General features: G+C 41.5%; 29 protein-coding genes and 1 riboswitch. Of the genes, 10 read left to right on the top strand and 19 right to left on the bottom strand.

The annotated features are described in order from the left end of the window. Positions 1–10: 10 nt before the first annotated feature. From ACTJKA_RS08540 to ACTJKA_RS08530, 3 genes are all read right to left on the bottom strand, one after another. Positions 11–787 carry a sporulation protein gene (locus ACTJKA_RS08540; RefSeq protein WP_035702113.1) on the bottom strand — a complete coding sequence of 259 codons (777 nt, stop codon included), beginning with the start codon at positions 785–787 and terminating at the stop codon, positions 11–13. Positions 788–1,052: 265 nt separating this feature from the next. Next, positions 1,053–2,132: a tetraprenyl-beta-curcumene synthase family protein gene (locus tag ACTJKA_RS08535; protein ID WP_017358359.1), complete on the bottom strand. Its 1,080-nt coding sequence runs from the start codon at positions 2,130–2,132 to the stop codon at positions 1,053–1,055. 29 nt (positions 2,133–2,161) lie between these two features. Next, positions 2,162–2,941, bottom strand: coding sequence for an alpha/beta hydrolase (locus tag ACTJKA_RS08530; RefSeq protein ID WP_007501904.1), 780 nt, complete (start codon positions 2,939–2,941; stop codon positions 2,162–2,164). A gap of 45 nt (positions 2,942–2,986) precedes the next feature. Between ACTJKA_RS08530 and ACTJKA_RS08525 the strand changes: the two genes are divergently transcribed. Next, a complete protein-coding gene (locus tag ACTJKA_RS08525) occupies positions 2,987–3,502 on the top strand; it encodes a gamma carbonic anhydrase (RefSeq protein WP_008342977.1) in 516 nt (171 codons plus the stop codon). A gap of 141 nt (positions 3,503–3,643) precedes the next feature. On the opposite strand, the gene asnB is transcribed toward ACTJKA_RS08525, so the two are convergent. Together asnB and metK are read right to left on the bottom strand one after the other, a co-directional pair. Beyond that, positions 3,644–5,542: an asparagine synthase (glutamine-hydrolyzing) gene (asnB, locus tag ACTJKA_RS08520; protein WP_008342976.1), complete on the bottom strand. Its 1,899-nt coding sequence runs from the start codon at positions 5,540–5,542 to the stop codon at positions 3,644–3,646. A 148-nt stretch (positions 5,543–5,690) separates the two neighbouring features. Beyond that, complete coding sequence (metK, locus tag ACTJKA_RS08515; RefSeq protein WP_008342973.1) at positions 5,691–6,893, bottom strand: methionine adenosyltransferase; 1,203 nt, start codon at positions 6,891–6,893, stop codon at positions 5,691–5,693. Between the two features lie 195 nt (positions 6,894–7,088). After that, positions 7,089–7,223: riboswitch (SAM riboswitch) on the bottom strand. Positions 7,224–7,449: 226 nt separating this feature from the next. Between metK and pckA the strand changes: the two genes are divergently transcribed. Then, the gene (pckA, locus tag ACTJKA_RS08510) at positions 7,450–9,036 is read left to right on the top strand and encodes a phosphoenolpyruvate carboxykinase (ATP) (RefSeq protein ID WP_007501908.1); all 1,587 of its coding nucleotides are present in this window, start codon (positions 7,450–7,452) and stop codon (positions 9,034–9,036) included. A gap of 40 nt (positions 9,037–9,076) precedes the next feature. On the opposite strand, the gene ACTJKA_RS08505 is transcribed toward pckA, so the two are convergent. Genes ACTJKA_RS08505 through ACTJKA_RS08480 form a run of 6 tightly spaced genes read right to left on the bottom strand, consistent with a single transcriptional unit; the run spans position 9,077 to position 14,213 of the window. Further along, complete coding sequence (locus ACTJKA_RS08505) at positions 9,077–9,319, bottom strand: DUF2584 domain-containing protein (RefSeq protein WP_048003412.1); 243 nt, start codon at positions 9,317–9,319, stop codon at positions 9,077–9,079. Positions 9,320–9,358: 39 nt separating this feature from the next. Further along, positions 9,359–10,153, bottom strand: coding sequence for an alpha/beta hydrolase family protein (locus ACTJKA_RS08500; RefSeq protein WP_048003413.1), 795 nt, complete (start codon positions 10,151–10,153; stop codon positions 9,359–9,361). A 26-nt stretch (positions 10,154–10,179) separates the two neighbouring features. Continuing rightward, positions 10,180–11,661, bottom strand: a complete 1,482-nt coding sequence (locus ACTJKA_RS08495) for a phytoene desaturase family protein (protein WP_268359193.1) — start codon at positions 11,659–11,661, stop codon at positions 10,180–10,182. Next, entirely contained in the window at positions 11,658–12,785 is a 1,128-nt protein-coding gene (locus tag ACTJKA_RS08490; protein ID WP_052320822.1) for a glycosyltransferase, read from the bottom strand. The genes ACTJKA_RS08495 and ACTJKA_RS08490 overlap by 4 nt, the downstream gene beginning before the upstream one ends. Beyond that, the gene (locus ACTJKA_RS08485) at positions 12,770–13,516 is read right to left on the bottom strand and encodes a lysophospholipid acyltransferase family protein (protein WP_224563988.1); all 747 of its coding nucleotides are present in this window, start codon (positions 13,514–13,516) and stop codon (positions 12,770–12,772) included. The genes ACTJKA_RS08490 and ACTJKA_RS08485 overlap by 16 nt, the downstream gene beginning before the upstream one ends. Further along, entirely contained in the window at positions 13,485–14,213 is a 729-nt protein-coding gene (locus ACTJKA_RS08480; protein ID WP_224563990.1) for a carotenoid biosynthesis protein, read from the bottom strand. Before ACTJKA_RS08480 ends, ACTJKA_RS08485 begins: the two co-directional genes overlap by 32 nt. A 173-nt stretch (positions 14,214–14,386) precedes the next feature. On the opposite strand from ACTJKA_RS08480, the gene ACTJKA_RS08475 reads away from it, so the two are divergent. The 3 genes from ACTJKA_RS08475 to ACTJKA_RS08465 are packed head-to-tail and all read left to right on the top strand — an operon-like array spanning position 14,387 to position 16,955. After that, on the top strand, positions 14,387–15,388 hold the full coding sequence (locus ACTJKA_RS08475) for an ABC transporter substrate-binding protein (protein ID WP_144610514.1): 1,002 nt from the start codon (positions 14,387–14,389) through the stop codon (positions 15,386–15,388). Between the two features lie 15 nt (positions 15,389–15,403). After that, entirely contained in the window at positions 15,404–16,174 is a 771-nt protein-coding gene (locus ACTJKA_RS08470) for an ABC transporter ATP-binding protein (RefSeq protein WP_008342956.1), read from the top strand. A 34-nt stretch (positions 16,175–16,208) separates the two neighbouring features. Beyond that, positions 16,209–16,955, top strand: a complete 747-nt coding sequence (locus ACTJKA_RS08465) for an ABC transporter permease (RefSeq protein WP_370529235.1) — start codon at positions 16,209–16,211, stop codon at positions 16,953–16,955. A gap of 30 nt (positions 16,956–16,985) precedes the next feature. Here ACTJKA_RS08465 and ytkD read toward each other — a convergent pair whose 3' ends face one another. After that, on the bottom strand, positions 16,986–17,462 hold the full coding sequence (ytkD, locus tag ACTJKA_RS08460; RefSeq protein ID WP_008342951.1) for an RNA deprotection pyrophosphohydrolase: 477 nt from the start codon (positions 17,460–17,462) through the stop codon (positions 16,986–16,988). A 246-nt stretch (positions 17,463–17,708) separates the two neighbouring features. Between ytkD and ACTJKA_RS08455 the strand changes: the two genes are divergently transcribed. Then, positions 17,709–18,362 (top strand): TerD family protein, encoded by a 654-nt coding sequence (locus ACTJKA_RS08455; protein WP_440607690.1) that lies wholly within the window; start codon positions 17,709–17,711, stop codon positions 18,360–18,362. 22 nt (positions 18,363–18,384) lie between these two features. Next, positions 18,385–19,167, top strand: a complete 783-nt coding sequence (locus tag ACTJKA_RS08450) for an AIM24 family protein (protein ID WP_019743674.1) — start codon at positions 18,385–18,387, stop codon at positions 19,165–19,167. A 193-nt stretch (positions 19,168–19,360) separates the two neighbouring features. Here ACTJKA_RS08450 and ACTJKA_RS08445 read toward each other — a convergent pair whose 3' ends face one another. The 4 genes from ACTJKA_RS08445 to ACTJKA_RS08430 all read right to left on the bottom strand — a co-directional run bounded on the left by ACTJKA_RS08445 (position 19,361) and on the right by ACTJKA_RS08430 (position 21,028). Then, positions 19,361–19,669 (bottom strand): hypothetical protein, encoded by a 309-nt coding sequence (locus ACTJKA_RS08445; protein WP_017358369.1) that lies wholly within the window; start codon positions 19,667–19,669, stop codon positions 19,361–19,363. 43 nt (positions 19,670–19,712) lie between these two features. Continuing rightward, positions 19,713–20,117 carry a phage holin family protein gene (locus ACTJKA_RS08440; protein ID WP_039964161.1) on the bottom strand — a complete coding sequence of 135 codons (405 nt, stop codon included), beginning with the start codon at positions 20,115–20,117 and terminating at the stop codon, positions 19,713–19,715. Between the two features lie 157 nt (positions 20,118–20,274). Further along, positions 20,275–20,466, bottom strand: a complete 192-nt coding sequence (locus ACTJKA_RS08435; protein WP_008342942.1) for a hypothetical protein — start codon at positions 20,464–20,466, stop codon at positions 20,275–20,277. A gap of 124 nt (positions 20,467–20,590) precedes the next feature. Beyond that, positions 20,591–21,028, bottom strand: a complete 438-nt coding sequence (locus ACTJKA_RS08430) for a Dps family protein (protein ID WP_025207844.1) — start codon at positions 21,026–21,028, stop codon at positions 20,591–20,593. A 131-nt stretch (positions 21,029–21,159) separates the two neighbouring features. Between ACTJKA_RS08430 and ytzI the strand changes: the two genes are divergently transcribed. Further along, a complete protein-coding gene (gene ytzI, locus ACTJKA_RS08425; protein WP_017358370.1) occupies positions 21,160–21,306 on the top strand; it encodes a YtzI protein in 147 nt (48 codons plus the stop codon). An 8-nt stretch (positions 21,307–21,314) separates the two neighbouring features. Here the strand turns inward: ytzI and ACTJKA_RS08420 are convergent, their stop codons facing one another. Both ACTJKA_RS08420 and ACTJKA_RS08415 read right to left on the bottom strand, forming a co-directional pair. After that, entirely contained in the window at positions 21,315–21,752 is a 438-nt protein-coding gene (locus tag ACTJKA_RS08420) for a FixH family protein (RefSeq protein WP_008342936.1), read from the bottom strand. A 123-nt stretch (positions 21,753–21,875) separates the two neighbouring features. Further along, the gene (locus ACTJKA_RS08415; protein WP_008342935.1) at positions 21,876–22,349 is read right to left on the bottom strand and encodes an S-ribosylhomocysteine lyase; all 474 of its coding nucleotides are present in this window, start codon (positions 22,347–22,349) and stop codon (positions 21,876–21,878) included. A 128-nt stretch (positions 22,350–22,477) separates the two neighbouring features. On the opposite strand from ACTJKA_RS08415, the gene yidD reads away from it, so the two are divergent. Next, the gene (gene yidD, locus ACTJKA_RS08410) at positions 22,478–22,702 is read left to right on the top strand and encodes a membrane protein insertion efficiency factor YidD (protein ID WP_008342933.1); all 225 of its coding nucleotides are present in this window, start codon (positions 22,478–22,480) and stop codon (positions 22,700–22,702) included. Between the two features lies 1 nt (position 22,703). Here the strand turns inward: yidD and ACTJKA_RS08405 are convergent, their stop codons facing one another. After that, complete coding sequence (locus tag ACTJKA_RS08405) at positions 22,704–23,270, bottom strand: beta-class carbonic anhydrase (RefSeq protein ID WP_017367908.1); 567 nt, start codon at positions 23,268–23,270, stop codon at positions 22,704–22,706. A gap of 213 nt (positions 23,271–23,483) precedes the next feature. Between ACTJKA_RS08405 and ACTJKA_RS08400 the strand changes: the two genes are divergently transcribed. After that, positions 23,484–24,476, top strand: coding sequence for a metal ABC transporter solute-binding protein, Zn/Mn family (locus tag ACTJKA_RS08400; RefSeq protein WP_008342929.1), 993 nt, complete (start codon positions 23,484–23,486; stop codon positions 24,474–24,476). Positions 24,477–24,507 lie beyond the last annotated feature (31 nt).

Here is a 24,507-nt window from a genome sequence, read left to right as displayed (position 1 = left end):
GTTTTTTTATTTAATAAGCGTATTGGTCAATGATTTCTTCAAGTACTACTTCCAGCTCTTCTACATCTGCAAGCTCTGATTGAGTAAAGCGGACACGTACAAGCTGTTCTCCGTCATTATACATTTCTTCCAGCCAGCCACGCAGCCCTCTTGCTCTACGGTCGACTTCAAAAATGATATCTAACCCCTCTTCATCAATGAAGAAAATCACCTCTAACTCATCAAGCATTTGACGATAATAGTCGGAAGTCGGTATGAACTCAAATTCTTGAACAAAGGGAAGGCGGCGCCTAAAATAAGGTGCTTCTTCGCAGTCTGCTTCATGAAGGTGAAAGCCTAAGTTTCCAACAGCTTCAAGCACACGATTCACCCAAGGGTGTGCGTTTACAAAAATGCGGTCATGATCAAATTTATCAATACCACCTTGAATATCAAGGTCTGTCACAACAGCAACCTCTACTTTACCTACAGTCATTGGTGTATCAAGAGGAAGGTGAAACGAGAATGTAAACTGCTGAGCTTCCCCAGGCTGAATCGTGAATGATTCAGTCACTCGGACAGAATGGATGGTTGTGTGTTTTCGTTGCTCTTCATCATCTTTTACAATGGTGTACCATGTTTTCAACTTTAAATCAATATAGCGGATATCTTGAGGCACTTTTCCGCCCTTCACATGGACTGTTCCCTTTACTTCTTCTCCCGGTTCATACGCATCTTTCTCCAAAATTGTATCCACTTTTGCTGCACCGATTCCTACACTTGCTGCAAACTTTTTAAAAAATGACATATTCGACCTTCCCCTTTTTTAAGTTTTTCAACAAATATACGTCATAAGGAGTAGATACGATTCATTCAATCCATACTTTTCTCCTATTTTTCGTACACTAAGAATATTATCGGCAGCAAATAAGAGGATTGTAATGAAAAAAGAGGATACGTCTGATCATGGTTCGCCTTAAAAAGGGTACATCGCCCAAGCAAAACCGTTCAAAACAAAAAAGCTTGTAGAAAACCATTTTGTTTTCTACAAGCTGATGAGCTTACTTTATCCTTTATGAAGATTTCATCCAAGGCATTTTCTGATAGGTGCGATAGGCTCTGCCATTGATATAGAAAAAGAACGATGTTTTCCCGCTTGATTTGATCAACCGCTTTGCCAGCTTGTTCATCTCTTTTTGGGCTGTCACTTTTTCATCAGACAAATAGACCGCAAGTAACCCTCTATTGATTAGTTTGTGAAAGTTCTCGTGTGGAATGCCTTTCAGCTGTTCATCCGCTTTTTCAATAAAATGCTGTAGTCTATCCATCATCTCATGATGAGAGTTGTAGTACGAGCAAAAATTCAAATCGCCTTCCAGCCTGTCCTCTTCTTGGTCGATTAAATAGTCCAGTAAGATGTGCAGACCTTGGATATAAGGGAAATAACTTTCGTAAATTTGCTTCGCCTGCTTCTCTGTAAAATCAGGCTGCAGTGCATAAGCCACAAGACAGAAAATGCCCAGCGTTGATCCTGCACATGCGGAAAACTCATACCACTCCATCTTCGGTAAATCCTTTTCATACTGGCGGAACCATGACTCTAATCGGGGTTCACGCTCATGAGGAACCACATGCTTATGTACTTGTAAATCACTATAATAATCACACAGCGTATGTAAATAGGGCTGAATGATCGGATAATGCGCTAGACGTGACAGCACATCTTGGCACGTCCTGACTAGCGCATGCAGGTACCCATGATCCTCTTGATCATCACGGAATTGATAATACGGCTTAAGCTCCGCATGAATATCGAGTGCATCTCTCATTGCCTGATGCAGCATATGAAAATCCTTTGGATCAAGTGATGTACTGCGGTCACACAAATTATCTAAGTAATCGCTAATCGTTTGGTACGCCACAATGAATTCAATACACGTTTCCTTCGCTTCACCTGCAAGAAGAGATAAAATTCCCCCGCCTTCACAGTGAAAGGTTTTACTGGATATGCTCGCTAGTGCCTGCGTTCTCAGTTCTTCGTTTTCAATCATTTCTGCATGCGCCCGCCACTTTTTTAGCTCCTGATGAACTAACGGAAAAATATCTTTATACACCTTCGTCATCAGTGCAAAAGGACGTTCTGGTACTGACAAATCAATCCACCCCCAACTTAAGCTCACAATCAAATATATTGATCAGTAAAGGCTCTTGCCGCCTTAAACACTTCTTCTCGCTCGGGCTCATTAAAAATCTCATGATAAAGCCCTTCCCATTCACGGTATGATTTATTGGTTGATTCAATGCCATTGAACCATTTCATCACTCTTGTTTTATCTACAATCTTGTCATCGCCTGCCTGCATGAGCAGGAGTGGAATCGACCGAAAAACATTCGTAGGCTGCATCGCCGCATCGATATTTTTCACCAGTTCTCGATACCAGCGAACCGACACCTTCGTCACATAAAGCGAATCATTCGAATCTGCCTCTATCACATCTTGATTCCGCGTGGCAAGTTCAATCGACAGCCCAGATTCGACTTTAAAAGACGGCGCCAGCACATTTAGCCCTTTTGACGCAAAATCCATCAGCTTCTTCGGTTTAAATTGCAGACCTAAACAAGGTGATGATAAAATAAGGCCATCAATCTTCGTATGGGTATACTGCTTGAACCATTCAATCGAAATCAGTCCCCCCATACTATGTCCAAGTAAAAATGTCGGAAGTCTGAACGACTTCGCATGTTCAATCCATTCATCGACTGTATCAATGTATTCTTGAAAAGAACGAATGTGGCCTCTCGCACGTGTCGATGTCCCTTGCCCAGGCAGGTCACCCATGACGACGTGATAGCCTGCATTTCGCCACATTTCGATCAGCCATTTATATCGGCCATGATATTCACTAGCACCATGTACAATGACAATTGTACCAACCGGTCTTTCAGCATGCCAAGTCCACAAAGTAAACACCTCACAAATGTTGTATTAAGAAAGGAAGTCGAAAAAGTGATTTATCCATATCATCAGTTTACACCTGAGATTCATGAATCGGTCTTTGTTGCAGAAAACGCCACCATTACAGGTGATGTCACAATTGGAGAATATTCAAGCGTTTGGTTCCAAACGGTCATTAGAGGCGATGTAGCTCCTGTGAGAATTGGAAAAAACGTCAACATTCAAGACTTATCCTGTCTGCATCAAAGTCCTGGAAAAACACTTCTGATTGAAGATGGTGCTACCATTGGACACCAAGTCACATTACATAGCTCTATCATTCGAAAAAATGCCCTCATTGGCATGGGATCCATCATTCTCGATGGTGCGGAAATTGGCGAAGGAGCCTTTATTGGTGCAGGTAGCCTTGTCCCGCAAGGAAAAGTCATCCCAAAAGGTTCACTCGCTTTTGGCCGCCCAGCCAAAGTCGTTCGCCAGTTAACAGATGAAGATATCCAAGACATGGATCGTATCCGCAGAGAATATGTAGAAAAAGGACAATACTATCGTTCCCTTTTATCGCGTTAACATCATACATGTATCTTCACTTTATCATGTTTTTTTCAGGATATTAAGCAATAACTGTGTACCACTTGTTATTTTACCCTTTTCCACCACTTTCTATCATGACAAAAAAGGTTTTCAGCACAAAGCTGAAAACCTTTTTCATTAGCTAAAAATAACTTCTTTCGGCTGGTGATTCAACTGCTCTGGATCAATGCTGCGCTCTACATAGATGCTATGCCAGATCATAAAGATCAGGACAGTCCAAATCTTACGGCTATGATCGGCTTTTCCAGCACAATGATCATTTAATAAATCAAGAACATATGCCTTGTTAATGTATTCATCTGTTTGACTGTTTTTAATGATATCTTTCGCCCAAGCGTTCATCTCATTTTTCAGCCAATGACGAATTGGCACAGGGAAACCTAGTTTTTTACGGTTTAACACATGGTCCGGCACAATGCCTTCTGCTGCTTTACGCAATAAATATTTCGTTGTGCCGTCTTTCGTTTTCAGCTCTTCTGGAATTTTAGAAGCTGCTTCAAATACGACCTTATCAAGGAATGGAACACGAAGCTCAAGAGAATTCGCCATTGTCATCTTATCTGCTTTCAGCAGGATATCCCCGCGCATCCACGTATGTATATCAACATATTGCATTTTGTTAATATCACTGTAGCCTGCGCTTTCCTCGAAGTATGTTTTCGTCACGTCACGATACGTGATGTTCGGATCATACTGCTTTAAGAGGTTTTTCTTCACTGGCTCTTCAAAGATTTTCGCATTGCCGATATAACGTTCCTCTAATGGCGTACAGCCGCGAACGATAAAGCTCTTCCCTTTCATTCCTTCTGGCATTAAACGAGCCAGACGAAGAAGAAGCTTTTTCAGCATGGATGGTACAGATTCAAAAGGCTTTAGAGATAGCGGTTCACGGTAAATATTATATCCACCGAATAGCTCGTCTGCTCCCTCACCTGAAAGAACAACTGTGACTTGTTTTTTCGCTTCTTTTGCTACGAAATACAATGGAATCGCCGCTGGATCAGCCAAAGGATCATCTAAATGCCAGACGATCTTCGGAAGCTCATTCATATATTCCTCAGGAGAAATCACAGCACTAAAGTTTTGCAATCCCAGCTTATCAGCTGTTTCTTTTGCTACATCTACCTCACTGAATCCATCCTGCTGGAAACCAACAGAGAATGTCTTCAGTTCAGGGTGAAATTCCTTTGCGACCGACACGATGAAAGAAGAATCGATCCCGCCTGATAGGAATGAACCAACAGGCACATCACTTCTCATGTGGACTTTTACAGAATCATAGATAGCATCACGTACTTCTTCTACTAATTTCTGCTCTTGTGTTTGTTCAGGCTTGAATTGAACTTTCCAGTAAGTCTTAAATGCAATGTCTTGGCCTGGACGCAGTGTAAACTGATGACCTGGCTCGACTTTGTGCACTTTTTGATCAAGTGTATTTGGCTCAGGAACGAACTGAAAAGACATGTACTGCTGCAAAGCAGTCTCATCAAATAAAATGTTCTCATTCACAGCCATTAAACTTTTGCGTTCAGAAGCAAAGTACACTTGGTCATCCATTTGTGTAAAATAGAGCGGTTTAATGCCGAAAGGATCTCTTGCGCCATATAATAACTGCGCTTCTTTATCCCAAATTAAAAAGGCAAACATGCCGCGAAGCTTCGATGCCGCTTCTTCTTTATAGTGACGATATGTGGCAAGAAGGACTTCCGTATCAGAATCTGTGCTGAACGTATAGCCTTTTTTCACAAGCTCTTCTTTCAGCTCCACATAGTTATAAATTTCTCCGTTGAAAATAATCCAATATTTTTCATCTTCATAAGAAAGCGGCTGCTTTCCGTGTTCAACATCTATAATACTTAAACGTCTAAATCCAAATCCTACATGCTCATCATGAAAGTACCCCTCATCATCCGGACCTCGATGAACGATGAGACGATTCATTTGCTTAATTAACTCTTCCTGCTCAGTAGTTTCGGACAATGGACGGTGATTAAATACACCAACAAACCCACACATATTATTGCCTCCACGTTATGTTATTTCTTAAAAGTAGACCTATAATTAGACAGTATTTTGTCCAATTTTGTTTCACATTTTTACGCTTTTTGTAGATTTTTTTTTAATCAAAAGGAAAACCGCTTAAAATAAGCGGTTTTGTATGTTGTTATTCTCCTAATGCTTCCTTGCGAAGCGTGTCGGCTTTATCCGTTTTTTCCCACGGAAGATCCAAGTCATGACGGCCAAAATGTCCGTATGCAGCGGTTTGTTTATAGATCGGACGACGTAAGTCAAGCATTTTAATAATGCCAGCTGGACGAAGATCAAAGTTTGCACGTACCACTTCAATTAATTTCTCTTCAGAGGCTTTTCCTGTTCCAAATGTATCAATTGAAATGGAGACAGGCTGTGCAACACCAATTGCATAAGCAAGCTGCACTTCACATGAATCTGCAAGACCAGCTGCTACGATGTTTTTCGCTACATAGCGAGCCGCATATGCTGCAGAACGGTCAACCTTCGTTGCATCCTTACCAGAGAAAGCACCGCCACCGTGACGAGCATACCCGCCATAAGTGTCAACGATGATTTTACGTCCAGTTAAACCAGCATCCCCTTGAGGTCCACCGATAACAAAGCGGCCTGTTGGGTTGATGAAGTATTTTGTTTCTTCATCGATCAGTTCACTTGGAACGACAGGGCGGATGACATGCTCTTTTAAGTCGCTTTGAATTTGTTCAAGCGTCACTTCTGGTGCATGCTGTGTAGAAATAACCACCGTATCAATACGAACTGGTTTGTTTTGTTCATCATATTCAACTGTTACTTGAGTTTTTCCGTCTGGACGAAGGTATGCAAGTGTTTCATTCTTGCGTACTTCTGTTAAACGGCGAGATAATTTATGTGCAAGAGAAATCGGCAGTGGCATAAGCTCTTCAGTTTCGTTATTTGCAAAACCAAACATCAGACCTTGGTCACCTGCACCGATCGCATCAATTTCTTCTTCAGTCATTGTTCCTTCACGTGCTTCAAGCGCTTTGTCTACACCTTGCGCAATATCAGCAGACTGTTCATCAATTGATGTAAGAACCGCACATGTTTCCGCATCAAAACCATATTTCGCACGTGTGTAGCCAATTTCCTTAATCGTGTCACGCACCGTCTTTGGAATGTCAACATAAGTAGACGTTGTAATCTCACCGCTTACTAATACGAGACCGGTTGTTACAGAAGTTTCACAGGCAACACGTGCATTTGGATCTTTCTTTAAAATTTCATCCAAAATGCTGTCTGAAATTTGATCACAGATTTTATCTGGATGTCCTTCGGTCACTGATTCTGAAGTAAATAAACGACGATTTTGACTCATAATGGCTATTTCCTCCTGTACAAGACCACATCATCCCAAGATGAGGCCTCCAATATGATACGGAACTCGTTCCCTCTTATATTTCAACATGTTTATATTAGAGATGTTATTGGCAATTTGTTCATATGATATCCCAAAAATAAAAAAACCATTTCCTTCATTGCGAGGAAAGGGTCTGAGATCGCATGCCTTTCACTCTTATCGCTCAAGGTGTTCTTGTACCTTGCATCAGGTTAGCACCTTGGTTTCTCAGCATGTTCATGCCTTTTTCATAAGAAACCGGTTGCTGGGCTTCATCGGGCCTGTCCCTCCACCAACTCGGGATAAGAGTATCCGTTCAATAAGATATCTTATCTTAAACCCTTGCGTCATGTCAATGGTTCATAGGAATTATCTCCCCTTTTTTTCACCTCATCATTAGCATCACCAAAAAGCATATTTTCATAGCAGAAATGAAAAAACACACACAAAAATGTTTAAATAGTATAGACTATTATTATCAATGTGTTATACTAATCGAAACAAACAAATTCAACGGTAAAGGAAGGGTTTTTTTATGAACTCAGTGGATTTAAAAGAAGATTTGCAGTCATTGCTCTCATTAGAAAATACGCACCAAAATTTATCTGTTCCGAAACTTGTTGAAAAGATTTTGGCACGTAATGAAGGCGTTTTAACTTCAACTGGTGCTGTCCGCGCCACAACGGGTGCCTACACTGGACGTTCGCCTAAAGATAAATTCATCGTAAAAGAAGAAAACTCTGAACATAAAATTGATTGGGGTCAAGTCAATCAGCCGATCTCAAAAGAGGCATTTGATCGTTTATATACAAAGGTTGTGTCATACTTAAAAGAACGTGATGAACTATTTGTCTTTGATGGTTTTGCCGGTGCTGACGAAAAATACCGTATGCCAATTACAGTTGTAAATGAATTCGCTTGGCACAATCTTTTTGCAAAGCAGCTATTCATCAGACCTGATGGATCAACACCATCATCAAACGAAAAACCTTTCACCATCTTATCTGCACCTCACTTTAAAGCAGATCCTGAAACAGATGGCACAAACTCTGAAACGTTTATTATCGTTTCTTTTGAAAAACGGACGATTCTGATCGGTGGAACAGAATATGCAGGAGAGATGAAAAAATCCATTTTCTCTGTTATGAACTACCTGCTTCCTGAACAAGATATTTTATCAATGCACTGCTCTGCTAACGTCGGTCAAGAAGGCGATGTTGCTTTATTTTTCGGCCTTTCAGGTACTGGAAAAACGACGCTTTCTGCAAGTGCAAGCCGTAAGCTGATTGGAGACGATGAGCACGGCTGGTCTAACACAGGTGTCTTCAATATTGAAGGCGGATGCTATGCAAAATGCGTGAACTTAAGTGAAGAAAAAGAACCCCAAATTTACAAAGCCATCAGCTTCGGATCAGTGCTTGAAAATGTAGTACTTGATGAAGAAACACGTGAAGCAGATTATGATGACACATTCTTTACTGAAAATACACGTGCGGCTTACCCAATCGAAATGATTGATAACATCGTGAAACCAAGTATTGCAGGTCACCCATCTGCTATCGTCTTTTTAACAGCTGATGCATTCGGCGTTTTACCTCCAATCAGCCGTTTAACGAAAGAACAAGCGATGTACCACTTCTTGAGCGGTTACACAAGTAAATTAGCGGGAACTGAGCGTGGCGTGACGTCACCAGAAACAACGTTCTCTACTTGCTTTGGTTCACCATTCTTGCCACTTCCTGCTCATGTCTATGCTGAAATGCTTGGTAAAAAAATCGATGAGCACGGCGCAAAAGTATTCCTTGTGAATACAGGCTGGACTGGCGGCGGCTACGGTACGGGCAAACGAATGAATCTTGCTCATACAAGAGCAATGGTGCAGGCAGCGATCGAAGGCGATCTTGACAACGCTGAAATGATCACTGACGACATCTTCGGATTACACATCCCGCTTCATATTCCGGGAGTGCCAGATGAAGTGCTTCAGCCTGCTAAAACATGGGACGATCAAGAGGCTTACAAAGAAAAAGCAAACTTCCTTGCAAATGAATTTAAAAAGAACTTTAAAAAATTCAGCCATGCAGCAAGTGATATTGAAGCAAAAGGCGGACCACTCGTCTAATCAAAAGGAAAAAGCTGAGGGAATGAATCCCTCAGCTTTTTTAGTTCGTTGAATGCAATGACATAAGACGGTATGTCACCTTCGTGATATTGTCTGTGAGCTCCAGCTTTTCAACATGTGCTGTTCCCGTTTTTTCTCCGTCTTTCGTTTTACGCACCTCAAGCGGAATATTTAATGGATAAATGCGGTACCCTTCCTTCATGAGCTCAAACACATTTTCTTCAATTCTTGTCTCTTTTCCTTTTGTGACAATCATTGTATTAAATTCAACAGGCATTCCCATAATGAAAATCCCCCTACTTTCTATATTTCTTTCTACCGTTTATTTTACCACATTTCCGCCTTTTCGGCTGTGCATCCATGTCGTCAACCGTCTGACAATCTCCCGGTTATGCTGTGGCGGGAAATAATGATGATATCCGTGAAAATACCATGTTTCCACAGACTTGCCATGCTGACGCAGGGCATCTTCTAATAAATACGCATGCTCAATGGATACATTCTCATCCAGCTCCCCATGAATGATTAGGACAGGTGCTTCAATTTGGTGCACATGATTCAAAGGCGTTCTAGCCTCATATGCTTCTGGTATCTTATGCGGAGGACCTCCTATCACACGCTTCATCATTCTTCTCATATCCACACGTTCTTCATAGGTGAGCTTCATATCACTTACGCCTCCCCATGTCACAAAGGAAGCGGCCTCATGCTTCATTTCAACAGCGGTCCATATGCCCATAATTCCGCCGCGGGAAAAACCAAAGATATGAATGCGCTCCTGCTTCACCTTTTGATGATGTTTCAACAGCTGAAATGCAGCAAATGCATCTTTCCGGTCTTCTCCGGCAAAATCCTCGTTCCCTTCGCCTCCTTGATTCCCTCGGTAGAAGGGCGCAAAGACGACAAACCCTTGCGCAGCAAATTGCACAATTCGGCCAGGTCTAACCATTCCCACATTTTTAATGCCGCCCCGTAAATATAAAAAACCGTCATAGAGACCTTCTCCGGCCGGTTCAGCGAGCAGCCCCTTCATCCGAAGTCCATCGGCCTCATATGTCACTGTATATAAGTGAATATGCGGATGTGGCGACGGGAACCTTCTCTTTTCCACAATCACTTGAATTCTCTCCTTTTCATTCGGTGTTACGTCAAATGCTTGATAATGGCCTCTGCGACGAGCTGTCCTGATTTTGTCACCATCGGAGTGCCGCCGCCTGGATGACTTGTGCCGCCAACAAACCAAAGTCCTTCAATATCCTTTGATTGATTATTGATGCGAAAAAATGCCTGCTTGAATGAGTTTGACGACATGCCATAAATGGCCCCATGATACGCTCCCGTTTTTTGCTGTAAATCAAGCGGGGTTTGTACCGCTTCAAATTCTACAAGCTGGTCAAGATCAAAGAGACCCTTTTCCTTTAGTTTTGTTTTCATATGCTGGCCATATGTCTCCTTTAGCATGTCCCAATTTTGCTCTTTTGTCACATATGGCGCATTGGCCAATACAAACAAGTTACTTCTTCCTGGCCCTCCGCTTAAAGCTGGCTCTGAATGACCTGAATAACAGATGTAAAGCGTCGGATCATGAGGAAGCTGTTTTTTCTGAAAAATATCCTTGAATTCTTGTTCATAATTCTCTGGAAAAAACACGTTGTGATGAGACAATTGTTCATAGACTTTAGGGACGCCCAACAAAAGAACAAAACCTGATAACGATGGCTCAATGTTTGCCAGTTTTTGATTTCCAAAGCTCGGGCGGTCTTCTTCATCAATTAATTGGCGATAAACAGTCAGTGCATCTGCCCCCGCAATGACTTGATCTGCTTCATATAACTGTTGATCCGTTTCAACTCCTTGGATTCGCTTATTCTTTACATGAATCTTTTTGACTGATTCATTAAGATGAATTTGGACACCCAATTCCTTTGCTAGTGTCTCAAATGCCTCAACTAAACGATACGTACCGCCCTTAATACCGTAAATGCCTTTTTCTCCTTCTAAATAAGCCATCATATTAAAAATAGCAGGTGCCTCGTATGGAGAAGAGCCAATGTAAGTCGCATACCGGCCAAACATCGCCAATGTATGAGGATGACGAAAATATTGACGCAGCAAGCGCTGAACGGATGTAAAAGGTTTGACTGCAAGAAGGGCTTTCATTAACTTGATATCCGCTTTATCCTTCCAGCTCAATAATAAACGATTTAAAAACTGATCCTCTGCCATTTGAAAAAGCTTCTTCGATTCCTGTAAAAATGCCCGGTATCGCTTTGCATCCTCTGGACTAAAAACTGCAATTTGTGATTCCATTTGCTCAATATCTGGCGTAAACTCGACCGTATGTCCATCTGAAAAAACGTTTTTAGTAAGCGGGAAAATCGGATAAAACGTCACATAATCCTCCATTCGTCTATGACAGGAGGTAAATACTTCCTCAAAATACGCCTTCATTGTAATGGTACTCGGCCCTAAATCAAAAGAGTAGCCAGACGCTTGATGGCGTTGTAATTTCCCGCCTAAAGAAGCTTCTTTTTCTAAAATGGTGACCTGGAAACCGCGTGACTGTAAGCGAATCGCAGCCGATAACCCGCCAAGTCCGCCGCCAATAATGATCACTTTTTTCATTCGTACCTTCTTCCTTTCCATTCATAGCCTTCTTTTTTCAGCCCAATTTTCATAGAAGCAAAACCAATGGCCATCAGGCTTATAATACTGACCGGCAATAAAAAGGCCATCGTAGACGTTCTTCCATTTTCGATATCAATGACCGCTTTAATGGATACACCCAGCCCGTAGCAGAGAAGGGCTAAACAGAGATTGACCACATCAAAATGAATCAGTGCGATCATAAAGCAAATAACAGGAACTACATAAAGGACGGAGTATAAACAAAAGACACTGCTTAACAAAGCAATGTTTCGATTCACTCCCGGGAACAAATTTTTCCGATATCCTTCCCATACTTCCTGTCCACTCTCATACATTCTCATGTAGACAAAAGAATGAATACTTGCCAGTGTGAACGGAAAGCCCTTCGCTTTCACTCGTTTAGCCAAAGCCATATCATCCACAAGAGAATCCTTGATCGCTTCATGACCACCTATTTCGTGATAACAGTTCTTTTCAATGGCAATAAAACCGCCATGTGCTGCGGCAAAAGCAGGATGTTGAGATGTTCTGACCCACTTCACTGGCAGATGACAGCCAATCGTAAACATCATCATAGGAACGACAAGATGCTCAAAAGGCGTTCCCGTTTTTTGCTCTGGGAAACCTGAAAGCATGCCCGTTTTTTGTATGCATAACTGCTTGTACACCGCTTCAATAGCACCTTGTTTTAAGCGGACATCTGCATCTAAAAATAACAGCCAATCAGAAGATGCTGCCTCAGCAAGCTGGGAACAAGCATATGATTTTCCAAGCCAGCCGCGCTTCAATACTTGACCTGACTGCACACGAATCCATGGATATGTCTCTGCGAAGCCCTCTGCAATCATTCTCGTCTGATCTGTCGAGTGATCATCCAGCACGATCAGCTCTTTCGGATGGAGACGCTGATCAACAATCGACTGAAGGCAGGCTTCCAGCCGTTTTTCTTCATTTCTCGCTGGAATGAGGATCGATAATGAAATGGGTTCATCAGGTGAAAGAGATGCCGGCTTGAGTACAGGAAATTGCTTCATATTCCAAATCGTAAACATCAATTGGCAGAGCAGCAAAACGCTGATGACAATTAAGAAGACCGCCATGTTTTCACCCACTTTTTAAAGGAATCAAACGCATCACTAGTTGACCGGCTTGTCCTTGTCACCTGCCTAAATTGTTCGTTTGTTGAAAAATCTGGATCAGCAATAACCTGTGCTTGATGTGCGTTTAACTGTGTTTCAAGCAGGTCTCCGAGTAAACTTGTTACTTCCTTACTGCGAAGTGATCCGCCAGCTACTAGGACATCTTCTCCAAACTCAACCGATACCGTCGGTTTTTGAAATTGATTAAATGTATAATGCAGCGTCACAGGTTTGATGACGACCTGCTCAAATTGCCTGACTAAAAAAGAAGCTCCGCCTTCCAGTTCAAGCGGCCGTGTGTCTTGGTGCATAATTTTCCCCTGCGGGAAGAGCCACACAGCCCCGCCAGCCTCCATCTTCTCCTTTGCAGTCATTAATGCCTGCTTGACACTTTTCAGCTTCTCTTTATGAACTGGAAATGCACCAAGTTTTTGAAAAAAAGCATATTGCTTCAACTGCTTCTCTTCCATCATCATGGCATGATCCAGCTCAGACATTTGTTCTATTAAAAGAAAAATGATCAGTCCATCCCACCATGAACTGTGATTAGCAAGATAAAGAACAGGATGCTTCTCCTTTGGGTCAACCGTACCTTTCATCATGACACAGCGAAAATGTTTGTTCAGTAAATATCGTTTAAGATAAAAATAAAAGAGTCGTCTAAACGATCGGTTTTTGTCGCTTTCTTTCAAATCGAACCCTTCCTTCACACAAGATGACAATGATCAGTGCTAAATAAAAAATGACATCCAGCCCGCCCTTTAATGCTAAAAGACCAAAGAAGAACACCATGGCCTGATAAATACGCCCATTCCAGCGCAATGCCTGCTGATCAATGGAGACGAGCGGGAACAGAAATGAAAGTCCTGCTCCAATGATACCCCAGCTGACAAAATTCTCAAAAGGGATACCAAAGAAACCTCCGCCGTCATACCACACCCAAAACTTTCGTTCAGCCGCTACCGGATCTAATATGAGATCAAGCAGCACAATCCATATACCGGTTTCGACGGCTCGTTTCCACTTCGATTGTTGTCTTGATAAAAAAAGACTATTTAAAAACACACCAACCCATGCAAAAGCGATCGTCAAAGGCACTCCCGCCACAAGAAATCCAAGCGTCGGATAATAATCATAAGCCCCAAATGGAAAATCAGTTGTGATCCCCACCCATTCAACCGTAAACGTCAACACACCCACAATGGCTGCTCTTACGATCACAAAGCTCCATGTCCCGTAAATATTTCGGCCAATCTCAATGACGCAGCAGGCGTAAAGCACAAGAAAGATACCATTCGCAAACTGAAGCCATGCCGGCACTTCAAAAAAGACCATTAAAATAAGACCCACTACATACCAACCAACAAATACCCAACTCAATCTATACACGAAACCGCTCCTTTATTTCTTCCAAATACAAGAAAGCATTCATGCTTCTAGTATAGAAAAAAAGACACGTTCTATAAATAAACAATGCGCTTCTTATTTCATCTAGGCACTCACCAAAAATCCCTTTTGACATACTTTAATTAGTGACCTAGAACAAAGGAGGCGAATTACTCTTGAATCGTTCCATTAAAGTCAGACTGGCATTCATATTCGTTGTCCTGCTCTTTATTCCATTTGTCGCCTGTAAAAAAGACCAAGAGCAGACCGTACAAGTAGCCGAGGTGACCCATTCGGTCTTTTATGCACCGCTTTATGTCGCCCTATCCGAAGGATTTTTCAAAGATGAAGGCTTAGAGGTTGAATTAAAAACCACTTGGGGCGGCGATAAAACAATGACAGCTCTCTTATCCGGCGGCGCTGATATCGCTCTGACCGGATCTGAATCTTCTATTTATGTGGAAGCACAAGACACGAAAGACTCTGTCATGAACTTTGCACAGCTGACACAAACAGACGGTACATTTCTTGTTTCAAGGGAGAAAATCAATCAATTCTCTTGGGATCAATTGAAAGGAAAGGACTTTCTCGGACAACGGAAAGGCGGCATGCCGCAAATGGTCGGTGAATATGTCCTGAAAAAAGAAGGCATTGATTTGAAACAGGATCTTCGCATGATTCAAAATATTGATTTTGCCAACATTTCAGGTGCTTTTTCCTCTGGAACTGGCGATTTTGTGCAGTTATTCGAACCGACAGCTTCCTTAATCGAAAAAGAAGGCAAAGGGTACATTACCGCCTCCTTTGGTGAGGCTTCCGGCAAGGTGCCTTATACCACCTTTATGGCAAAGAAGAGTTACTTAGAAGAAAACAAAGAGACAGCTGAAGCCTTTACTCGTGCCATTTACAAAGCGCAAAAATGGGTCAAAGCAAAGAGCCCAGAGGAGATTGCCGAGACAATCCAATCTCAATTTCCTGATACAGACCTTGATGTCTTATCAACAGCTATCAAACGCTACAAACAGCAGAACTCCTATGCAACAGATCCCCTTCTAAATGAAGAGGAATGGAACAAATTACAGGAAATCATGAAGGCAAGTGGTGAACTACCGGAATTTATCCCGTACAAACAACTTGTCGATTCATCCATTGCCAAGAAGGTCACAGATCACAAATAGAACAGGAGGTAGCACATGTCTTTCCTTCAAATTGACCATGTGACCCACACATACTTCTCTTTAAAAGAAAAAACAACGGCCATACAGCACATCAATATGGAGATCACTCAAGGTGAATTCATCTCATTTATTGGTCCTAGCGGCTGCGGGAAAACAACCTTGCTTTCCATCATCGCAGGCATTACGCCACCCTCTGAAGGTCGAATTTTAATCGAAGGAAAAGAACCGAATCAACAGGAGCATCAAATCGGTTATATGCTCCAGCAAGATTATTTGTTCCCATGGAAAACGATCAAGGAAAATGTCATTCTCGGGTTAAAAATTGCAAAACAAGATTCACATGAAGCCACCTCAGCCGCCCTTAGCTTACTGCCAAAGCTTGGACTCAATGATGTCGAAGAAAAATACCCGAAAGAGCTGTCAGGTGGGATGAGGCAGCGTGCGGCTCTCGCCCGAACGCTTGCAGTTGATCCCGGCCTGCTTCTGCTAGATGAGCCATTTTCAGCACTAGATTACCAGACGAAACTGACATTAGAAGACCTCGTCTTTCACACATTAAAAAACTATCAAAAAACGGCTGTTCTTGTCACGCATGACATCGGCGAAGCCATTGCGATGAGTGATCGCATTTTCTTATTCTCAAAGCATCCCGGCTCTATCCAGCGAATGTTTACCGTTCCAGATGATCTGAGGACGCTCTCTCCTTTTGAAGCGAGACAGACAGCAAGTTTCCAAGAGCTCTTTCAAACGATTTGGAAGGAGCTGAAGACAGTTGAAACACAGTGATCTTTTACATGAAGCCTATCGAAAAAAAGTTCGAATGGAAAAACGCATGACGCGAGTCTACCAGTTGATCATTTTCGCCAGTTTCTTTTCACTTTGGGAGCTTGCGAGCCATTTCAGACTGATTGACCCGCTCATTTTCAGTTCACCATCTGCCGTCTGCCAATTGTTTGTACAAAAATTATCAGATGGTTCATTAATTAATCATATGAGCATTACGCTGTTTGAAACAGTGCTCGGCTTTCTACTTGGTACTTTTTGCGGCATTTTATTAGCCGCCGCCTTATGGTGGTCCACCCGTCTTGCAAATGTACTTGATCCTTATTTGGTTATTTTAAATGCGATGCCGAAAGTCGCTCTCGCCCCCATTTTAATTGTTGCCCTTGGACCAGGCATGATCAGCATTGTCGCGATGGGTGCCATTATCAGTGTGATCATTACCACCATCGTCATTTATACAGCCTTTCAAGAAGTCGATGAGAATTATTTAAAAGTCATGAAAACCTTTGGCGCGAAAAAAAGAACGGTCTTCCGTGAGGTCATTTTGCCAGCAAGTATTCCAACGATGATCTCTGCCATTAAGGTCAATGTTGGTCTTTCTTGGGTTGGGGTCATTGTGGGAGAATTCCTTGTTTCCTCAAAAGGACTCGGCTATATGATCATCTATGGCTTTCAAGTCTTCAACTTTACACTCGTGTTCTTAAGTCTTTTCATTATCGCTGTCTTCGCCACCATCATGTATCAGCTTGTTGAATGGCTGGAGCGCCGTTTTCTGCAAAAATAAAAAGCGCAGGGTCATTTCCCTGCGCTTTTTTTAACGAATCAAACCGTTCTTTTCTAAATAAGCCAGACTTTGTCTTAAAACATCATCTTTCATAATAAAACTGAAATTTTTATTTTTTGCGATGGATCTTGGTAAGTCTGCGAAAAGAACGGGTCCTTTCGTTTCAAAATACGTGTCCTGCTTGACGAGCCTTTCAATATCAGCGAAATAAATATTTTTGACAATGACTTTCTCTCTGCCAAGCACCTGATATTGACCAATATACGTTAATTCACGAACAACAGCACCCGTCTCTTCGTGAATCTCTCGTATAGCGGCTTGATCTGCTTCTTCATTTGGCTCTACTTTCCCTCCTGGAAATTCGTAGCCACGATCCTCATGTTCAGTAAGTAGCCATTTTCCTTGATAGCGGCAAATAGCCCAAACATGCTTAGGATGACTTGAAAAAGGCTGCTCTTCAAAAGAGAGCTTGACCGTATTATGATAATAGTCTTTAAATACATGCATGTGAAATCCCTCATATCCTGTCCTTGCTTCTTGTAAAACATCATACCACAGATCACATTTCTCTGAAGAATTTTTATGAAAAGTGAAACAAACGAGTGCTTCTATCTCGTCTGTATGTAAAATAAGTATTCTTGCTAAAACCTTTTTATCATCTCCATCCTCATCCCATTTTAATCATGAAACCTTTTGCCCATGATGACGTAAATCAATAAGTGTTTGTCCTACACAGACGAGGAGGAAACCAGCATGAGCATCACAAATGGATCAAAACAAGAAAATAACAAAGCATGGCCAATGAGGCAACATGAGAAAGAAGACGCTTCTCTTGAGGCAGTTAAGAAACACCTCATGAAAGGACAAAAGTTAGATTTAACAAAAGACAATCCAAATGTAGATCAAGTTCATATCGGACTTGGCTGGGACTTATGTGGTCAGCCAATTGATTTAGATACGCAAGTGTTTCTCTTAAATGAAGAGGACAAGCTTCTGTCTCCAAAACACCTCATCTATTATCATCAGCAGCAAAGCTTAGATGGAGCTGTTCGCCATCTAGGTGATCATCAGGTCGGCGGAGGCCATCGGGACAATGAGATCATCATTATGCAGCTAAGCAGAGTCTCACCCGATATTCATAAAATCGTCGTAACTGCCACCATACATGATGCACACGAGCGGGCACATCATTTCGGACAGGTGACCAATGCCTACTTGCGCCTTTCAGATCAAATCACACAACAGGAGATTTGTACCTTTCAGTTAACAGAAGATTATTCATTTTGTACCTCCATCATTTGTGCTGAACTAACGAGAGTTGAGAACGAATGGAAAATCACCGCTACCGGACAAGGTACGACCCTTGATTTAAACGACCTATGCCGCATCTACGGATTCACATCTTGACAAAGAAAAGGAGCTGGCACAAATGGGATTTCATTTCAACACGATCGAAGAACTGACCTTACAAGCAGAAGGCAACGGGATCTTTTTTGCTAAAAAAGGCGCTATGATTGCCGATCAAGGTACATTTCAATACCGTAAACGATTACTTGGGACGAATAAAGGAAATGTGGTCAGCCAAGTATTTAATCATATTAGCAGAAAATTAACAGGTGAAAACCTTGAGATGATGGAAGTGAGTGGACAAGGCACTTGCTACTTGGCTGATTCTAGCGAGCATGTGACCGTCATCAATCTTGAGCCGAACGGTCCTTGGCAACATGTTAGCGTGGAAAGTGAAGATTTACTTGCCTTTACTGAAGAATGTCACTATGGCGTGACACCAGTAGGCGTTGGGATCTTATCACAGAAAGGGCTATTTACTTCAAAGCTCTCGTATCAAGGTCACGGGGCGCAGGTTGCCATCAAAACAAATGGAAACCCGCTGATTTTAAAAGCACCTTGCCGTGTAGATCCTGACGCTATTGTCGCTTGGACGGGCAAAGCACCGAAAGTCAAATTAGATGTGAACTGGAAAACGTTCATTGGACAAACATCGGGCGAATCCTACTTGTTTGAATTTCATGAACAGGACCAAATTGTGATTATCCAGCCATCTGAACGAACATCTGGAATGCGGGTCGGGATAGATGATAACCGGTACAAACCCCAGAGTCAGAGTACCTCACACGAAATCACCAACTCACAGCAGGAAAATAGAGGCGGAATCAGTGATCTAATCGGGGGTATCTTACAGCCTCGAAAATAAAAGCATGTAGAATGTCTCTACATACTTTCAGATCGTTGACAAAAGGCTAAAATGAACTTTCTTTTAGCCTTTTGTCTTCTTTTCAGCGTGATAGAAAACCTTTGCAGTCTAGGAAGGACGAGTACTGGCGCAGAGCGAATTTGACATTCATGAGCACCTGACAAAGGATGCGAGGGTTTGTCTACATGCTTTTTCAATTCATCAGTCCATTGGTCTCAATAAAGTTCTTTGTCTCTTCGTTACCGAGATCATGAATCATCGAGTAAATCTCTTTTCTTTTCCTGTCCATTTCGTCGTTTGGACTATCATAATGATATTCAAGAAATGGAACATGCGCCCGAAAGAAACCTTTCCAATCTGTCATATACTGTTCATCAAAATACTCTCTTAACTGCAAGATTTGGTCATCATCTGCTTCTATCTGAAATTGCCAAGCAGCCGCGTCTCTGTGCTGTGAGATTGATCCGTCTTGAACGGATACATAGTATGTGTGTGTCGCCATCTGATTCATCCTTTTTCCTTTAGTATGACCAGATATGAAGAAATTACGGCTTTTTGCGCAATTTATTTTTCATCATGTCTAACACATCAATAAACAACTGTGGAATAGGAATTCCGAGAGCTCTGGCTGTTGAGACAATCTGGTACGATTCATAAATAATATAAAAGATGAGCGCTAAATCCTTAATTGTCCCCCCAGTCTTCAGCATGACATCGAAGAAATGTGCCATGGATATTAAAGAAATCGTCACAACCTTTCGAACAAGCCTGGTCAAAAAACGCTTCATCGTAAGTTGTCCAGTCACAGATTCTCTTAGGCTTGAACAAATTAATTCTATAGCCATGAGTGTCACTAATATCATGAGTAAATATCCTGCTCCACCAAACAGAAAGCCCATTGCCGACAAACTGACTGTAAACAACGAAAAGATGCCTAAATCCTTGCTCACTTGGCATCAACATCCTTTCATAGTGGAACTTCTTACCTCAATAGTATATGCCGCATTTGATGAATAGCTTGGACGACAAAAAATAAAGGCATGGTCAGCTGCTCAAAAAACTCGTGAAGCGCATAAAAAGAGCCGCCTGTGACGGCGGCTTTCTTGGTTAAACTCTGACATCAATAAACGTAGCGTCTGAATCTTTGGGCTGAACAGCTTGAGGCTGCTGCTGCACTTGATCGAGCATCACCATAGCTTGGGCTGTGTTCGTGGCAAGCTGTGAATTCAATAAACTGATATTGAGTGTTTTTTGAATACTCGCCACTTGCTGACTCATCATTCCTGCAATTGAGGACATCTTCTCCCCTCCCTTCCCTTTTCTCTTCGGCTAAAAGACCCATCAATTCAATGGGCTGTCTGTCACAAATCCACAAAAAAAGAATGCCGATCTGTTTGATGATCGACATTCCTTTCACATTCGCTTATCCTAAGTATGCTTTGAGCATCCAGTTGTGTTTTTCAATGGATTGATGAATCGCAAGCAGCATATCACCTGTTGTTTCATCGCCAACTTCTGCAGCCAGCTCCATGCCTTGCTTAAGTTCTTCTGCAATATTAGAGAAATCATCATACAGATTTTTCACCATTTGCTCGGCTGATTCATTGCCTTCCGCTTCTTGAATGCTAGAAATTTCTAAGCACTCTTTCATTGTCGCAACAGGTTGTCCATTTAATGCGAGCATACGTTCAGCCAAATCATCGATATAAGTGGCTGTTTCTGTATATAATTCCTCGAATTTTTCATGGAGTGTAAAGAAGTCTTTTCCCTTTACATACCAGTGATAGTTATGTAATTTTACGTAAAGCACAGTCCAATCTGCTACTTGTTTATTGACGACGTTTAATAATTTTTCAGACATGTTGATTCCTCCTTATGTAGTTGCGTTTAGTATGGGATTACCCTTTTTTTATTATACTGAAACCTGCCATCATTTTCTTCTATTTTGACCGCATGAAATATATGTTAATATGGAAATAAGGAGGGAGTTAGATGCTGTTACTTGGGATTATCAGCTTTATCATTATCTCAATCGTTGTCTTTTTATCACTGTGGACGACATCAAAGGCTTATGATTACAAGCATAAAGTCGATTCACCACAGGATGCTGAACCAAACCAACGTCCTAACCCAAAATAAAACCGCTTTCAATGATGTGAGGTATCTTCTTCTTCAGTAGATGAACTCTCTTTTTTCACATCACCTACATGGATGTTTGTCTTCGGCATATTATGCTGCTGTTTAGCTGTCACATGGACTTGTATGATATAAAGGCCATCTTGTTTGAAAGCTGTATGCAATTCATATACACCTTTCTCCTTTTTCTTTGGCTGAATCATCTTGCTGTTATCCTTGTCGCCATCTTTCCACACTTCAAATTCAACATCATCTGCATCATCAACAGGCGTATCACCATATGTGACAGCTGCTTTTACGATAACGTTTTCATTTTTCTCCACTTGCTCCGGCCCTGTTAGTTTGACTTCTAATAGCTCAGGCACTTCTCCCTTGTCATTGCTCGCTGCCGAGTTTCCACATGCACTAAGTAATGCGAGCATCAAAATGATTCCTACCATTTTCCGCATTCGTGTATCCCCCTTTTTTTACTGACATGTCCATTTTAACAAATATCCCCTATTTTAACAGCTCTCGTTTCATTTCATATAAAAAACCGGACATTCAATATGTCCGGTTCATCATATTACTGATTATCCAAATACTTTTAATAGCTCTTCTTGATCCTGAGACAGCCAGAAACGCATTAAACGTTTTGCTCCTTCAAGATCATGAAGCTTCGCTTGACCGCACTGCTCTTCATTTGCAGCAGGAATTTCTGTTACCTCCACTGCATCTTTGAATGTTGCATCAAGCAGTTCAACGATCTCTCTTGGTGTCGGTGCACCGCTGACAACTAAATAGTAGCCAGTCTGGCAACCCATTGGAGAAATATCAATGATATCAAAATGATCGTATTTCTCTGAGTGTGTTCTAATATTAAACGCAAGTAAATGCTCTAATGTATGAATCGTATCAGGTTTCATTGCCTGCTTGTTCGGCTGACAAAAACGGATATCAAATTTGTTCACTTCCCCATCTGATCCCACTTTATGAACGCCGCAATGACGAACGTAAGGTGCTTTTACAGCATTATGGTCAAGTTCAAAGCTTTCAACTGAAGGCATTAATCACCACTCCTATAATTGCAATTTCCTATATTATAACATATTGCTCCGACCAGTTTAGTTTATAAAACTTCCCTTCCTTGTCCTTTTTTCTTATACTGTGAAAAGACAGACAAGGAGGAACCTCTATGAAACAAATTTTTATCGGCATCATTCGCTTTTATCAAAAATGCATTTCCCCTCTGACACCGCCGAGCTGCAGGTTTTATCCCACCTGTTCAAACTATGGGCTAGAGGCGATCAAAACGCATGGCGCTTTAAAAGGCGGCTGGCTCACAATCAAGCGAATTTTAAAATGTCACCCGCTGCATCCTGGAGGCATGGATCCAGTCCCACCTAAAAAGGAAAAATAACTTACTTTTCTTCATAACCATTGACAACTAAGTCAAGCTTACCTGTTCCAGGATCAATGACAAGACCATGTACAGGCACATTAGATGGAAGAAGCGGATGATTCTTAACGACAGATACACTGTCTTTCACACTTTCTTCAACTGAGCTAAAGCTTTTGAGCCACTGTTTAAAATCGATTCCTGAGTATTCCAGTACTTCAATTCGTTTTTCTGGAATACCACGCTCAATGGCTTTATTTAAGAGTGTTTCGCTGTCTATTTTACTCATACCACAATCGTGATGCCCAATGACGTACACCTCGTCAGCATTCAATTCATAAACAGCCACTAAAATGCTTCGCATAATACTTCCAAATGGGTGAGAAACAAGAGCGCCAGCACTTTTGACAATTTTAATATCGCCATTTTTCATGTTCATGGCGCGCGGAAGCAGTTCAACAAGTCTTGTATCCATACATGATAGAATGACAGCTTTTTTCTGTGGAAACTTCGTTGTTGTAAACTCTTCATATCGCTTCTCTTCAATAAATTGTTGGTTATATTCGATGATTTCGTCTAAAAGTTTCATAAGTTTGTCCATTCCTTTTTCTTTTTTTAAAAATAAATATAGCACAATGTTTTAAATTTCGTCACGTTTTGACGTCTATTTTTTTAGAGGAAACATCTTCTGATGAAAATTTTTTATTTTCCTCTTTTCAAATCGTAATTATTACGATACAATAACTCAGGACATTAAATCGTAATCATTTCTATCTAATAGGTTGAGAGGAGACATTCTTAGATGAAAAAAATCTTTTTTATTTTAACAGCTGCTTTATTAGCAGTCGGTCTTGCCGCTTGCTCAAGCAGTGCGGGGACAAATGCTTCAAAAGGAAAAGCAGACGGGAAATTAACCATTTACACGACGATCTTCCCTATTCAAAATTTCACTGAAAAAATTGGCGGCTCTCACGTGAACGCTCAAAGTGTGTACCCTGCCAATGCAGATGCACACAGCTTTGAACCAAGTTCAAAAACGATGGTTGAAATGGCTGAAGGAGATGCCTTTATTTACAGCGGAACAGGTGCTGAAGCATTTGCTGATAAAACGGCTTCTACGTTAAAAGACCAAGGCGTGAAAACAGTGAAAGCAGCCGAAGGCATCAAGCTATTATCAACACAAGAAGAACATGCTCATGAAGAAGGTGAGGACCATGATCACGATCATGAAGGTGAAGATCATGACCATGATGGACACGACCACGGAGATAAAGATCCCCATGCATGGCTAGACCCTGTTTATGCACAGCAAATGGCAAAAAATATTAAAGACACACTCGTTTCACTAGATCCAGATCATAAAGACGAATACACAAAAAACTATGAATCACTAAAAAAAGAATTACAATCGTTAGATCAGGAATTCAAAACAACGTTATCTAAAGCAAAACATAAAGAAATTCTTGTTTCTCACGCAGCATACGGCTACTGGGAAAAACGCTATGGCATTGAGCAAATCAGTGTACTAGGACTCTCTGCTTCTGAAGAGCCTTCCCAAAAACAGCTTGAAAATATCGTACAACAGGCAGAAAAGCATCACATCAAGTATGTCATTTTTGAAAATAACGTCAGCAGTAAAGTATCAGATACGATTCGCAGTGAAATTGGAGCAAAAAGCCTTACACTGAAAAATCTAGAATCCATTACAGAAGATGATGCTAAAAATGGCGAAAGCTATGTCAGCTTAATGAAACAAAATTTAAACACATTAAAAACAGCTTTAAATGTTGAATGAATTCATGAACCCTGTGCGATCAGCCGGGGTT

The organism is Bacillus sp. 22190, from assembly GCF_052045575.1.
Lineage (GTDB): Bacteria > Bacillota > Bacilli > Bacillales > Bacillaceae > Bacillus > Bacillus altitudinis.
This window is presented reverse-complemented; position numbering and strand designations above follow the sequence as displayed.